Source organism: Pedobacter sp. WC2423, from assembly GCF_040822065.1.
Classification (GTDB): Bacteria; Bacteroidota; Bacteroidia; order Sphingobacteriales; family Sphingobacteriaceae; genus Pedobacter.
On the sequence record NZ_CP162005.1, the window covers coordinates 1,813,854 to 1,826,626 of the forward strand.

A 12,773-nucleotide genomic window follows, 5' to 3' on the forward strand; every position below is an offset into this window, starting at 1 on the left:
AAAGCCCTGGCGTATCACTATATTGATTGTGGGTACCTGTGGTGTTATTTCAAACAACTGTCTTCATCAAGCCAGACAATTATTTCCATGTCGATTTTAAGAGCTTTTATTTTCATGATTAAGTTGTTTAATTTATTAATATTTAATTTATAGCAGCCTAACTATACTCCCATAGCTTTGAGCTCTTTAATATCCTTTAAAATTTTGCTTCTGCTGATTTCTAATTTCTCAGAAAATTCATCGGGAGTTCCGGTAGCTTTTCTGCTGATCGTAATAAATCGTTAAAAGTTGGTCAATATATTTAACGATACTCATTAGTCAGGTAAATATCCGGCGCCGTTTGCTATTAACAAATATTACAAACATTAATTACAAAAACAAATTACCTACTCATTTATGATAAAAAAAAGTTAATAAATTCATTTTAAACAAACTCTTCATGATAATATAAAAACTAATATGATAATAAAAAAAACAGAGATCTTTTTTGGAAGGTGACTCTATATTTCTTTATAGAAATAAAAAGCAATATGATTTACTAAACAGATTTTAGTAAATCGGATTTATAAAAAATATAAATTTTAGTTGTAAAGCAACATCTATAAATGAAAATCAGAAGCAGATTCATTTATTTAATTATTTTACCTCCAGGATTTACCCGATAAAATGCGTTAAAAACGCATTTTAGTTACCATATGAAATTAAGTGTCATAGAATTGAAGTTGCCTGATGAAGCATTTTCCAGAAGGGTCCAAATTTTCACAAAAGTTTTCTGTCTGAAATACAGACGTATTAAGCACAAGTTAATGACTAAAAAGGGTTGCCTTGAGGAATAGGAAAAAATTATCTTATAAATGGCAAATCTGGATTAATTCAAAAAAATCAAGTATAATATACTTTTTGACAGGAAAGCCGACGGTGGATCAAAAGAGCCGTTAAACCATCTTCAAAATATTCATTGATAAGATCCTTATACCCATCAAGGGTCTTGGTTCTCACCTGTTCATCTGCGCGGTCCTTGCCATTATCCAATGCCGCCTTGATTCTGGAGATGGTCTTACGACACATCCCTAAATCTTTTGCGATCTCCCTGATTGATTTACCCTGGGATAATAATGTTTTTACGGTGTAATACATAGCCACTTGATACATAAGCGTCAGGATTTGTATCCTGACAAGTTAATAGATCAATATTAAGTGGTGGCATTTTAATGAGAACAGGTGGCAACATTTTAATGAGAACTAACATCGAGTAAGGAAAGACGGTTAAATTGAATCACCGAATGGCATATAATTTATTACTGTACAGGTTGTTAAAAACTGTAAATCTTTTATCTTTTAGGAGCAAAACTACATTTGTTCAACTAAAATCGAGAGATTATGAAGACCAATTTTAGCCTGGGTTTCTATTTGAAAAAGCAAAAGAACTATGTGAGTAGAAATGTGCCGATCTACATGAGGATTACCGCAGAGGGAAATCGTGCAGAGATTGCCATCAATCGGGATTGCGATCTTAAGCGATGGAATGCCAAGGGCGGCCGAGCCATCGGTTCAAATGAAAAAATCAAGTTGTTGAACACCCATCTTGACTAATTGCAGAATGCCATTTATTATGCCCATCAACGTGTTTTCGATATGGGGTTGCCGATTACAGCAGATGCAATTAATCCAGTTACCTTGGTACGCTCACCAATTCCTATACCTTATTGGAGGCCGTTGTAAACCATAATTTAAAGATGGAACAGCTTGTAGGTAAAGATTATGTACATGGCACATTGAACAGTTACAGGGTTCTGGAAACACCTTAAGGTTTTTATCCCTAAGCAGCGTTGGCCAAACACATACTCAACTCTCCACAATTTCAAAAATTTAGACTACTGAGTCAGCAGTGTAAAGGCTATTTATACCGAAATTTGCTCATGGTAGAGTCTTAACTCCTTGTATCGTGAGTTTCCTCGTACTTATGTATAACACTATAAAAACGCATCCTCGCTTCTTGGTCTTCCTCGACTATATGTGTTTGATAAGATCCATATTTGTACTTGACATATAAGAGTATTTCTGTATGCCAACCAGCCACTGTCAGCTCTCTGATCATCTCAACTAATAATGTACCCCATTCATCTGCGTTTGGAAAACACCTGTAATTTTTCAGAATGTAAAGCTTGATCTGCTCATCATTCTCCAAATATTTCGGATAACTTATTAATGCTAATTGTCCTTGTATCTGAGCTTCCAGTTTAGCCTTATTTTTATGTTTCATTTTATACCAAACTTGCTCAAAGCGGCCATTGACAATACAAATAATTATCAGGAGGATAGATAACAAGAACAAGCCAGTTAATATTGAAATCATTTGATGTTTTTATTGCATTTTAGCAAACAGGTAATCTTGTTGAATATACCTTAGTATTTTTGCTCCTAAACTAATACTTCAGCGTGACAGTTACAAATTATCTACTCAATACCTGATATTAGATCGTTTTGATCACCTTTTCAATTTCTTTGATTGATTCCTGATTCTTAGAAATCTGATCTTTATCTCCCATGTTGTGTTTCTTCTGATCAAATTGTCACGCATTTTCTCTGCTAAGTTAGCATTTGAAATAAGAAGTCTTATATCAAATTTATCCGTATACATATATAAATTTGAAAAAGAAATTAACAACACAAAATGTTACCGTTTTGGGAACAAATTAGTATATTTGTTAAATATGCGAGTGATAGCAATAAAGACTCTAAAGGATTATATTGATGAATTCCATCAGGCAGAACAGGCGTTATTGAGCTGGTATGAAGAGGCCGTTTCTGCACTATGGAATAATCCTAATGAATTAAAAGCACAATATAAAAATGCTTCTGTTTTAAATGAAAAAAGAGTTGTATTTAACATACACGGCAATAGTTATCGCCTAATAGTAGATATAGAATATAGATTGAAAATTGTGTTTGTTGTCTGGTTTGGTTCGCATAAACAGTATGATAAAATAAATGCTAAAACAATTAGTTATGTTAAAACCAATTAAAACTGAGAAAGAATACGATAATGCTCTAGCTCATGTGTATGAGTTGATGCAAACTGATATCGTAGAAGGTTCTGCAATTTCTGATGAATTGGAAATCTTGAGTCTATTAATTAAGGAATATGAATTAGTGCATTATCCTGTTTCTTATCCTAATCCAATAGAGGCTATAAAGTTTCGGATGGAACAAATGAATTTGTCTGAAAATGAACTTAGCGACTTATTAGGTACCCGTTCAAGGAAATCAGAGGTTCTATCGGGAAAAAGGAAACTAAGCTTGTCTATGATCCGGAAATTAACAGATGTACTTCACATTCCTGCTAATGTTCTAATTCAGGCTTACTAACTGCAAAATTTTAAAAAATATTGAATTAAAATCTAAGTTCTATTATCTTTATAATATAGCAATTGCAGCTAAAACGTATCGAAAAAAATGGTGAGCGATTAGGTGAGTCAAAATTGAAAACCGCACAAAATACTATTTAAACGCTGATATTTGGACTAGGTTCAAATCCCAGCAGGATCACAGAGAATAGTATAAAAACTACGTAAAATCTTGCAAATCATATGATTGCAAGATTTTTTCGTTTAAGGTATATATCAAAATTAAGCATTAAATGGATCAAGTCACAGACTTGTGGAGCAGGCTCTTTTTTAAGCATAAATTTTGACACGCTAAACAGAAAGTGTTTGCTGTCACGGATGCTCTTATGCCGCTGGAAGTTGCGCTGAAAGCTTTCAATTTGCCTGGGAATGACTCAGGGGAAACAAGGCCGGGCTGTTCGTAAATAAATTCAAAATAGCTAAATCATAAAGCTATATCGTCCGGGTACTGCCTGAGTATTGCCTGAGTACTCGTTAGGGTAAGAGCAATGCTAAAGTAACGTGAGAGCATGGCAAGTCCAAGTCAAAACAACTAGTTGAAATGACTTGGACTTGCCATAGTTAAAGCCCGTTCTCAACCTGGTGTCATCCCGACCACCACTCAGGCACAACCAAACCATAACTAGTTGAAGATGAATGAAATTATAATTTTCCCTTTGACTAACCCATGGACAAAGCGGACAATTGCAGACAGCTGCGGACAATTACGGACATTTTTTACGCATCAGGATAATCTTTAACGCTAATGGCTTACATTGGTGGAAAGATATTTATTTATTATGGGAAGTTTAACGGGTAAATTTTCAAAGGAAATCCTTGACGATTTCATTTTTAAAGCAGCAGTTTGGCGTACAGGTTGTTTCAAAAGTTCTGTACCGGGCAAAAGGAAACAAACAATGGAAATCCAAAGGCAGCTGAGAACTTTCGTAAAAGCAGGATATTTACGATGCCTGTTTGGCTGCAAATTCAGGCTCAAAAACTATTAGTTATGCAGATCCTGGAAAGCATGATGCAGATACGGATGAAGAAACGCATGAACATAAGAAAAAAACCGTTAAGAAAAAGGTTAAAGGTAAGGATGGTAAAATTCAAATAGTCGATGTAGAAGTTCTTAGCATCAAATATAATATCCCCGCTGCTAATTTCACAGATGAGGATAACTGGAAATCAGGAAGTTTTTATTAGGAGACCGGAGTAAAAAAACCAAATGGAATTTCTGCAACAATCGCTTCTGGAAAAAGTATTTTCTGGAAGCTGACATCAAAAAGATTAACAACAGAGAAATAACTTAGATTACTATTTATTTATGAAAAAATACCTATTTGCATTATTCATTCTCCTTATTTTCATGAGTTGTATTAATGAAAAGCCTGACACATTAGATGATAAAATCCCCTCAGCTCCTAAACCATATACTATGATCTTAATTCAAGAACTGTATAAGGATATACAAGTAAAAGTAGATGATAAGATTAATAAGGGCAAATTAGAAATCTCTAAAATTAGTCTGGTTGGGGTGTTCAATCAAAAAGGAGATAGTATTCAGATCTTCAATTACCTAAATAATAATATACTGAAAGATGGTAGTGAGCAGAAGATACTGTTTACGTGGGGAAAAGGGAGTAATAGTCAACAAAAGCTATTAATTTTTGTTGAGGATAATCTTACCGATAGCATTAATATATCATTCATTGACAAAAATATAGTAAAGATTAATGATGACACTTACCAACTAAATGAACTCTACTACAACTATTTGAAGAAAAATATTGTGGATGACCACTCTATAAAAGATTTATCAATTTTACTGAAAGACCAGTTAGGCGACTATTCTGATGATTTTATGTTATTAAATAAAAATTGGTTTCCAAATAAAGAAAATTTAGATTTTAAAATTCTTAGCGCAAAAGTTAAAACACATGACATGAACAGACCTGATGACTCTTTTGACAATTGGGATGTATCTTTTGAATATGCTCAAAATCATAGACTAAGTCATATAAAAAGAGCCAGATTGAATAAAAACAAGGAAGAAATTACTTTGGAAAAATCGCTTAAACATGATGATCCAAATTATGTTTTATATGAGTTAACAACAAATACAGATAAGTCTGATTGTACAGACTTGATTTATCATTATAAAAAAACGCAACAAGACTCTATTAAAAGAAAGGCACTTCAAATTGGATTAAATCAAGAAACTACTTCACTTATTTATCAAATAAAAAGAAAAGAATATAAAGTTGCCAATTTTATTTCCGATCCCTCAGAAATTAAAAAAATAATACTTCATAAATGATAGAACTTATGGCACTTAAAACCATTCATCAGGCAAATTTAAAGTGTAATAAAGGAAGTACACCGTCTGTTCTTGTAGTTACTAGTCAGGAACATGCAAAGATTGGGGGACAATTAGTAGCCAATCTAAAACCTTCCAGATAATGAATAAACGCTGATATTTGAACTAGGTTCGAATCCCAGCGGGATCACTTAAAGACCACCCAAAATTTAAAAAACCCTTCAAACCATACGATTTGAAGGTTTTTTTTGTTTTTTAAACCATACCAAAAAATCCATCTATATCTGTCGTCATTCCTATGCCAGTGGAACAATGCTGATAATCCGTTCTAATAGTTTATCCCGGAGTTGCCGTATAGTGCCCTCTTTATCCTCCTTCAATTTTTTGACAACGTCTTTTACATCAGATGAATCATACTTTGCCCCCCAGATCATCAGCTCAACAATTACCGGGACCAGGTCAATGCCTTTCTCTGTAAGACTGTAGATAAACTTGTTTTTTTTTTCCGGGGATACCGTAGATCTTATAAATCCGTTTGCTTCGAGCAATTTGAGCCGGTCAGCAAGAATATTCGTGGCGATCTTTTCATCAGAATTGAGGAAATCACCATAACTCGACTTATTGGTAAAGATCAGATCTCTTAGAATTAATAGTACCCACTTGTCGCCTAAATAATCTAATGAATAGGCTATGGGACAGTTAGATCGATGCTGAATTTCTTTCATGACATTAAAATATTAAAAAATACTTGCAATTTGCAAGTTAAATGCATTACCTTTGTTTACTTGCAAATAGCAAGCAAATTTAAAAATTAATATTCAAACTTAATACTCAAATCATGAACATTACAAACAAAACAGTATTGGTAACCGGTGGTGGTTCTGGCATTGGCTATGCAACAGCAAAATTTTTAAGTGAAAAAGGTAACAAAGTAATTATATCCGGCCGTAACGCAGAAAAGCTGGAAAAAGCAGCAAAAGAAATAGGGTTAAATTATATCGTTTGCGATGTGACCGATGGCGATTCAGTAAAGGCCCTTGTTAGCAAACTGGAAGCTGACTACAGCGATCTTAGCGTACTGATCAACAATGCCGGGGTAGGCTTCGTTTATAAATTGGGTGAAGGCGCAAATGCTGTTGAGAAATCAAGACAAGAATTTGAAACCAACTATTTTGCCCCGGTTCGGTTAATCGAATCTCTGCTCCCTCTACTAAAAAAACAACCGGAAGCAGCTATTGTAAACATTACCTCAAATTCAGCATTCCATCCATTGGTAGTTTTGCCAACATATTCAGACGCTAAAGCGGCCTTGCATTCCCATTCTGTTGCTTTGCGGTTGACCTTGTCCTCAGATACAAATATTAAAATCTTTGAGGTGATGCCATCACTCATCAACACAGATGCCACTAAAGATATGGGTGGTGAACAGCATGGATTGCCACCGGAAGTAGCGGCCGAAGATATTTATAATGGTATCACAGAAGATCGTTATGACATATTTGTTGGTGAAGCTGACCAGCAGTACGCTGACTACTTCGCTAACCCTCAAGCAGCTATAGCTAAGTTTAATCAGGGATTATATTAAATCAACATGCTTAATCAACACTGTTCTTGTTTAGGAACAATGTTGATGAATAAGCATATCGACCAATCAGAATTCATTTAAGATAAGCTTGTAAACATTACACTTATGACAAACAGAAGAGATTTTATTAAACAAACGGGCCTGCTATCAGTGGCAGGTATTGTTGGTGCAAATCAAATAGCGATGGCTGAAAAACCGGATAGGATTTATACCCCTAATTCATCAAAGATGGTTTAGATGTGATCAAAAAAGTAACCGGAAAAACCGCAGTTGGTTACAATGCTAACTTTCTGCGCCGTAGTGACAACACCCTGAGGATATTACAGGAAGAAAAAAAATGATTAAACTCATTATCAGTCAAACTAATGGTCTTTGCAAGGTGTTCTCTTAAAATATCTTGTGGCGTTGTTGCTGCAGGCATCATATACTTAGAAATTGAGTAAAATAAATCATTATGAAAATTACATCAATCAATCCAGTGAACGGACAGCCCATCAAAACATACACAACACTCACAGAACAACAGATTGCAGAAAAAATAGAACAGACACATACGGCCTGGTTAAGTTGGAAAAAGACCAGCCACCAACAACGCAGAACCCTGATGAACAGACTTGCTGCTATTGTAAGGGAACGCAAGGATGAATTGGCGGTCCTGATGGCCAACGAAATGGGAAAGCCTGTTAAACAAGGATTAGCTGAAGCAGAGAAATGCGCACTTACGTGTGAGTATTATGCCGCTAATGGCGAAGGTTTCCTTGCTGATCAGCTTATTGAGACTGAAGCATCAAAAAGTTATGCTTCTTTCCAGCCAATAGGTATAGTTTTAGCAGTCATGCCATGGAACTTCCCTTTATTCCAGGTATTCCGCTTTTTAGCACCAGCTTTGATAGCAGGAAATTGCGGGGTTTTAAAACATGCTTCAAACGTTCCCGGCTGCGCATTGGTTATTGAGGAAATGATCATTCAGGCAGGCTTCCCTGCTCACGTTTTTCAGACACTTTTAATCGGTAGTTCGCAAGTTGAAAAGATCATTGAAAATCCACATATTAAAGCCGTGACTTTGACAGGCAGTACTAACGCCGGTATGAGTGTAGCAAGCAAAGCCGGGGCGATGCTTAAAAAAGTAGTGTTGGAATTAGGCGGCAGCGATGCTTATGTAGTACTTGCAGATGCAGATCTCGAAAATGCGGCAGAGGTATGTGTAACCAGCCGTCTGACCAATAGCGGTCAGAGCTGTATTGCTGCCAAAAGATTCGTTGTTGAAGAATCAGTAATTGAAGAGTTCACCAGCTTATTCCTCCAAAAAATGAAGGACCAGGTCATGGGAAACCCATTGGATATAAACACGGATGTAGGTCCGCAATCACGAGCTGACCTGCGTGATGAACTTCATGCACAAGTAGTTAAATCTATTGAAAAAGGGGCCGTTTGTATATTAGGCGGTGAGATCCCTGAAGGCGACAATGCCTATTATCCACCAACTATTTTAACTAATGTATTGCCAGGAATGACCGGTTATGAGGAGGAATTATTTGGTCCGGTTGCATCGATTATTTCAGCAAAAGATGAAAACGACGCTATTCGTATTGCCAATGATAGCATTTTCGGCCTGGGTTCTGCAGTATTTACCCAAGACATTGCCAAGGGTGAACGTATTGCCGCAACAGCATTAGAAGCTGGTTCAGCTTTTGTAAATCAACGCGTACAGTCTGATCCGCGCCTCCCATTTGGAGGTATAAAAACTTCTGGTTATGGCCGTGAATTAGGTGGCTTCGGTATACTTGAATTTGTAAATATCAAAACTGTATATATTCAATAGTCATGGAAAATAAAACCATATGTTTCCTCATTTTTTAATTATATTCACATGAATTGAATTTATTTCCAGATATCCATGAAAATCACCCTGCTATCCCTGTTATTATTGACTTTAGGTAATATCGAAATGTTGTCCGCGCAGGAAAATCAGGCCTTTAAGCATGCGCCGAAAGTCATCAACGATCCAGGTAATTTCTATAAATATGCGGAGCATAGCCGGAAATTCTCAGGTATTCCAAGTATTACTGTTACCCCGGGTGGCACTTTATGGGCTACCTGGTATGCCGGCATGACATCTGGTGAAGATGCAAACAATTACGTGGTACTGGCAACCAGTAAGGATCAGGGTGTTACATGGAAGGAAATACTGGTCGTAGATCCTGATGAAAAAGGGCCAGTCAGGGCATATGACCCAGAAATCTGGATAGATCCGACAGGTAAACTCTGGCTGTTCTGGGCGCAGACCATAGGTCTGGAAGGTTCTATAGCCGGAGTGTGGGCTATGACGACTAATGATCCTAATGCTGAAAACCCGGTCTGGACCTCGGCAAAAAGACTTTCCGACGGAATAATGATGTGTAAGCCAACGGTTTTGTCGACAGGTGAATGGCTTTTGCCAGTTTCTACCTGGAGGTTAACTGATGAGAGTGCAAAAGTAGTAGTGTCTGCCGATAAAGGAGCAAACTGGACTGTAAAAGGTGCCTGTGATGTACCTAAGGCTGACAGAGAATTTGATGAGCACATGCTGACAGAGCTTAAAGATGGATCACTATGGATGTTACTCAGAACAAGATATGGAATAGCTGAAAGCTTTTCTAAAGACAAAGGTAAAAGCTGGTCGGCCATAAAGCCGTCAGCTTTCCTTCATACCAGCTCAAGATTTTTTATCCGCAGGTTGAATTCAGGAAATTTACTGCTGATCAAACATGGCCCGATAGCAGTAAAAACAGGCCGGTCACATCTGATGGCCTTCATTTCTAAAGATGATGGCAAAACCTGGTCAAGAGGATTGCTGATTGATGAAAGGGCAGGCGTTTCCTATCCGGATGCACAACAGGCTTTGGATGGCAGAATTTATCTGGCCTATGATTACAACCGGACTCTGGATCAGCAGATCATCATGACTGTTTTTACAGAAAGTGATGTACTGTCGGCAGATTACGATGCGAGTATAGTGAAAGTGTTTAATGAAAGAAAAATGATTAGTAATAAATAATTACCATTTCGTAAATCCAACTTAATCATCCCCCTGCATAAATGTCTGAATTGACCTTAAATATTCATTTTCACATGCTATAAAAACCTTGGCTCTTTTTTAAAAGAAATTATATTTCAAAAAAACAATTCAAACCAATTGAATAACTCTTAAACGATGAATTTAAATATAAAAGCAGCACCTCTTGATCTCGGCTTTCCTAATCCTGAAATTAAAAACACCCCAACTGTATTTATCGGAAAAATAACAATGGGACAAGAAGAATTAGAAAAACTGAAAAGTAAATTCCCTCGTGAATTGTATCTCTTTGGAGCATATATAAATGCCGGGATGACGCAATATGGAGATTCAAGAAGGCATGAATTTATTGTGATCGAGAAAAATCTGGAAACCGGCGAAAACGTTCAGCATTTTCTGGCTCAGAACAATTCTTTGATGTATAAAAGAGAAAACGATCAAACACTGGATGAATGTGTAGATATGCTCAGGAAAAAGGATATTCTTTATTTACACCGTGCTCCAAAATGGAAGGTCACGGAAGCAAATATCCCCACCTATCAGGATAGACTATTTTACTTTTCAACGCAATTCTATCTCCCTGAGAATAGTGTGAACAGCGAACATTTAGGCTGGGGTTTAACGATATTTGTTTTTCTATTCGTAACTGCGCAAGAGGAGCTTCTGGTACAAATACTGACACAGTATACTTCCGATCAAAATGCCGAAGACCACTATAAACTGGAAGAAATGATGACAGAATTTGATGCCAGCTATAATAAGCCTGAAATAGTTAATCAGTTAATTAAAAAAGGTGATAAATACTTCCATCAATATATACTAGCCCATAAGAGAGCAAACCGGCAAACCTTAGAAAGCTTGTTGACTTTTGCTAAAACTAAAAAGATGAAGGATGAAATCTTAAAACGACTTAAGCTATAACAAAAAACCAGATTCCTGCAAAGCAAACAAAATAGCTTTACCAGGTTTTGTAAGAAAGCCGGAATTCATATAGCTCAGAAAAACAAAGCATCACTATTGAAGGTTTATAACAAACAATACCTGTAAAACATTATCAAATATGAAAACCCTTATCACTATAGGAGTTTTATTGCTGAGCACAGCCCTGCTGATGCCCTCCTTTAAAAGCGCAGATTTACCAGGTAATGGCGGTACTTTATTGAAAGACGTTACATTGATCGATGGAAATGGCGGCAAGCCGCAAGAGCATATGGATATCCTGATACAGGGAGATAGTATAGCAGCAATAGGAAGCAAACTGAAGACTGATGGACTGCATGTTATTAACCTTAAAGGCAAAACCATTATGCCTGCACTCATCAGTGCACATCTGCATATTGGTACATTGAAAGGGACAAGTACCAAAGCAGTAAACTATACACGAGAGAATATTATGGCCCAGCTGAAAAAATATCAGGACTATGGGGTTAACAATATCATGATCCTGGGTACTGACCGGCCGCAGTTATTTGAAAGTGGTCTTCGTGATTCGTCCGTGAACGGTTTACTGCCTGGTGCGCGGATACATTCTGCCGGTTATGGTTTTGGTGTTCCTGAAGGCGCGCCGCCCGCAGAATTTGGAATGGACAATGTATATCGTCCTGCTTCCGCAGCACAAGTACCTGCCGAAATGGACAGCCTGTTAAAAGTAAAACCAGAAATGGTAAAAATGTGGGTGGACGATTTCGGCGGTAAATTCATGAAGATGAAACCTGAAATCTATCAGCGGATCATTACTGAGGCACACCAGCGCAATCTGCGCGTAGCAGCACATGCCTATTATCTGGGCGATGCACGCAAACTCGTTAATGATGGCCTGGACATTATCGGGCACAGCATCAGGGACAGCGTAATTGATGATGCACTGGTACAGCAGATGAAAGCAAAAAATGTAGCTTACATCCCTACCCTGTCACTGGATGAATTTGCCTATATCTATGCGCGTAAACCGGATTGGCTGAATGATCCTTTTTTCAGGAATTCACTGGAACCCGGCGTATATGAAATGATCACTTCAGAGAAGTACCAGAGCGACCTGAAAAATTCACCGGCCTACGCTAAAAACGTAAAAGCTTTTGAAACAGCACTTAAAAATCTTAAAAAGCTCAGCGATGCAGGTATACTGATAGCAATGGGCACCGATAGTGGTGCTACGCCAGTAAGGGCCCAGGGTTTCAGCGAACATCTGGAGTTGGAATTGATGGTACAGGCTGGATTAACCCCGTTACAGGCCATTACTTCTGGTACCAGAAATGCCGCCCGGTTGCTAAAGATAGACCAGAAATTTGGTACTATAGCGAAAGGAAAAACAGCCGACTTGCTGATTATAGATGCCAATCCAGCTACGGACATTAAAAACACCCGTAAAATTTTCGCCATATACAAAGCGGGAAAAGAGGTGAGCAAAGGGCCATTAAAATAGATTAT

The 12,773-nt window shown here is 37.2% G+C and carries 16 protein-coding genes; 12 read left to right on the top strand and 4 right to left on the bottom strand.

The window, feature by feature from the left end; genetic code table 11:
• Positions 1-161: 161 nt before the first annotated feature.
• Both AB3G38_RS07090 and AB3G38_RS07095 read right to left on the bottom strand, forming a co-directional pair.
• Positions 162-275, bottom strand: a complete 114-nt coding sequence (locus tag AB3G38_RS07090) for an HTH domain-containing protein (RefSeq protein ID WP_367868753.1) — start codon at positions 273-275, stop codon at positions 162-164.
• Between the two features lie 607 nt (positions 276-882).
• Entirely contained in the window at positions 883-1,137 is a 255-nt protein-coding gene (locus tag AB3G38_RS07095) for a helix-turn-helix domain-containing protein (RefSeq protein WP_367867797.1), read from the bottom strand.
• Between the two features lie 243 nt (positions 1,138-1,380).
• On the opposite strand from AB3G38_RS07095, the gene AB3G38_RS07100 reads away from it, so the two are divergent.
• A complete protein-coding gene (locus AB3G38_RS07100; protein ID WP_367867798.1) occupies positions 1,381-1,593 on the top strand; it encodes an Arm DNA-binding domain-containing protein in 213 nt (70 codons plus the stop codon).
• A gap of 337 nt (positions 1,594-1,930) precedes the next feature.
• Here the strand turns inward: AB3G38_RS07100 and AB3G38_RS07105 are convergent, their stop codons facing one another.
• A complete protein-coding gene (locus tag AB3G38_RS07105) occupies positions 1,931-2,356 on the bottom strand; it encodes a hypothetical protein (protein WP_367867799.1) in 426 nt (141 codons plus the stop codon).
• A gap of 358 nt (positions 2,357-2,714) precedes the next feature.
• Here AB3G38_RS07105 and AB3G38_RS07110 point away from each other — a divergent pair, with 358 nt between their 5' ends.
• From AB3G38_RS07110 to AB3G38_RS07130, 5 genes are all read left to right on the top strand, one after another.
• Positions 2,715-3,026 (top strand): type II toxin-antitoxin system HigB family toxin, encoded by a 312-nt coding sequence (locus AB3G38_RS07110; RefSeq protein ID WP_367867800.1) that lies wholly within the window; start codon positions 2,715-2,717, stop codon positions 3,024-3,026.
• Complete coding sequence (locus AB3G38_RS07115) at positions 3,010-3,369, top strand: type II toxin-antitoxin system HigA family antitoxin (RefSeq protein ID WP_367867801.1); 360 nt, start codon at positions 3,010-3,012, stop codon at positions 3,367-3,369. The genes AB3G38_RS07110 and AB3G38_RS07115 overlap by 17 nt, the downstream gene beginning before the upstream one ends.
• A 992-nt stretch (positions 3,370-4,361) precedes the next feature.
• A complete protein-coding gene (locus AB3G38_RS07120; protein ID WP_367867802.1) occupies positions 4,362-4,592 on the top strand; it encodes a hypothetical protein in 231 nt (76 codons plus the stop codon).
• 121 nt (positions 4,593-4,713) lie between these two features.
• Positions 4,714-5,706, top strand: coding sequence for a hypothetical protein (locus tag AB3G38_RS07125; protein WP_367867803.1), 993 nt, complete (start codon positions 4,714-4,716; stop codon positions 5,704-5,706).
• On the top strand, positions 5,703-5,849 hold the full coding sequence (locus tag AB3G38_RS07130; protein ID WP_367867804.1) for a hypothetical protein: 147 nt from the start codon (positions 5,703-5,705) through the stop codon (positions 5,847-5,849). The genes AB3G38_RS07125 and AB3G38_RS07130 overlap by 4 nt, the downstream gene beginning before the upstream one ends.
• A 153-nt stretch (positions 5,850-6,002) precedes the next feature.
• Here AB3G38_RS07130 and AB3G38_RS07135 read toward each other — a convergent pair whose 3' ends face one another.
• A complete protein-coding gene (locus AB3G38_RS07135) occupies positions 6,003-6,431 on the bottom strand; it encodes a winged helix-turn-helix transcriptional regulator (RefSeq protein WP_367867805.1) in 429 nt (142 codons plus the stop codon).
• A 113-nt stretch (positions 6,432-6,544) separates the two neighbouring features.
• Between AB3G38_RS07135 and AB3G38_RS07140 the strand changes: the two genes are divergently transcribed.
• The 6 genes from AB3G38_RS07140 (at position 6,545) to AB3G38_RS07165 (ending at position 12,768) form a co-directional block, all read left to right on the top strand.
• Positions 6,545-7,291 carry an SDR family oxidoreductase gene (locus AB3G38_RS07140; protein WP_367867806.1) on the top strand — a complete coding sequence of 249 codons (747 nt, stop codon included), beginning with the start codon at positions 6,545-6,547 and terminating at the stop codon, positions 7,289-7,291.
• A gap of 105 nt (positions 7,292-7,396) precedes the next feature.
• Positions 7,397-7,528: a twin-arginine translocation signal domain-containing protein gene (locus tag AB3G38_RS07145; RefSeq protein ID WP_367867807.1), complete on the top strand. Its 132-nt coding sequence runs from the start codon at positions 7,397-7,399 to the stop codon at positions 7,526-7,528.
• A 217-nt stretch (positions 7,529-7,745) separates the two neighbouring features.
• Positions 7,746-9,113 carry an NAD-dependent succinate-semialdehyde dehydrogenase gene (locus tag AB3G38_RS07150; protein WP_367867808.1) on the top strand — a complete coding sequence of 456 codons (1,368 nt, stop codon included), beginning with the start codon at positions 7,746-7,748 and terminating at the stop codon, positions 9,111-9,113.
• A 75-nt stretch (positions 9,114-9,188) separates the two neighbouring features.
• Positions 9,189-10,328: a sialidase family protein gene (locus AB3G38_RS07155; protein ID WP_367867809.1), complete on the top strand. Its 1,140-nt coding sequence runs from the start codon at positions 9,189-9,191 to the stop codon at positions 10,326-10,328.
• A gap of 156 nt (positions 10,329-10,484) precedes the next feature.
• The gene (locus AB3G38_RS07160; protein WP_367867810.1) at positions 10,485-11,267 is read left to right on the top strand and encodes a hypothetical protein; all 783 of its coding nucleotides are present in this window, start codon (positions 10,485-10,487) and stop codon (positions 11,265-11,267) included.
• Between the two features lie 139 nt (positions 11,268-11,406).
• A complete protein-coding gene (locus AB3G38_RS07165; protein ID WP_367867811.1) occupies positions 11,407-12,768 on the top strand; it encodes an amidohydrolase family protein in 1,362 nt (453 codons plus the stop codon).
• Positions 12,769-12,773: the final 5 nt, after the last annotated feature.

Coding starts and splice junctions, on each gene's coding strand:
- AB3G38_RS07095 (WP_367867797.1), bottom strand. CDS start 1,137: ATGTATTACACCGTAAAAACATTATTATCCCAGGGTAAATCAATCAGG.
- AB3G38_RS07100 (WP_367867798.1), top strand. CDS start 1,381: ATGAAGACCAATTTTAGCCTGGGTTTCTATTTGAAAAAGCAAAAGAAC.
- AB3G38_RS07105 (WP_367867799.1), bottom strand. CDS start 2,356: ATGATTTCAATATTAACTGGCTTGTTCTTGTTATCTATCCTCCTGATA.
- AB3G38_RS07110 (WP_367867800.1), top strand. CDS start 2,715: ATGCGAGTGATAGCAATAAAGACTCTAAAGGATTATATTGATGAATTC.
- AB3G38_RS07115 (WP_367867801.1), top strand. CDS start 3,010: ATGTTAAAACCAATTAAAACTGAGAAAGAATACGATAATGCTCTAGCT.
- AB3G38_RS07125 (WP_367867803.1), top strand. CDS start 4,714: ATGAAAAAATACCTATTTGCATTATTCATTCTCCTTATTTTCATGAGT.
- AB3G38_RS07130 (WP_367867804.1), top strand. CDS start 5,703: ATGATAGAACTTATGGCACTTAAAACCATTCATCAGGCAAATTTAAAG.
- AB3G38_RS07135 (WP_367867805.1), bottom strand. CDS start 6,431: ATGAAAGAAATTCAGCATCGATCTAACTGTCCCATAGCCTATTCATTA.
- AB3G38_RS07140 (WP_367867806.1), top strand. CDS start 6,545: ATGAACATTACAAACAAAACAGTATTGGTAACCGGTGGTGGTTCTGGC.
- AB3G38_RS07145 (WP_367867807.1), top strand. CDS start 7,397: ATGACAAACAGAAGAGATTTTATTAAACAAACGGGCCTGCTATCAGTG.
- AB3G38_RS07150 (WP_367867808.1), top strand. CDS start 7,746: ATGAAAATTACATCAATCAATCCAGTGAACGGACAGCCCATCAAAACA.
- AB3G38_RS07155 (WP_367867809.1), top strand. CDS start 9,189: ATGAAAATCACCCTGCTATCCCTGTTATTATTGACTTTAGGTAATATC.
- AB3G38_RS07160 (WP_367867810.1), top strand. CDS start 10,485: ATGAATTTAAATATAAAAGCAGCACCTCTTGATCTCGGCTTTCCTAAT.
- AB3G38_RS07165 (WP_367867811.1), top strand. CDS start 11,407: ATGAAAACCCTTATCACTATAGGAGTTTTATTGCTGAGCACAGCCCTG.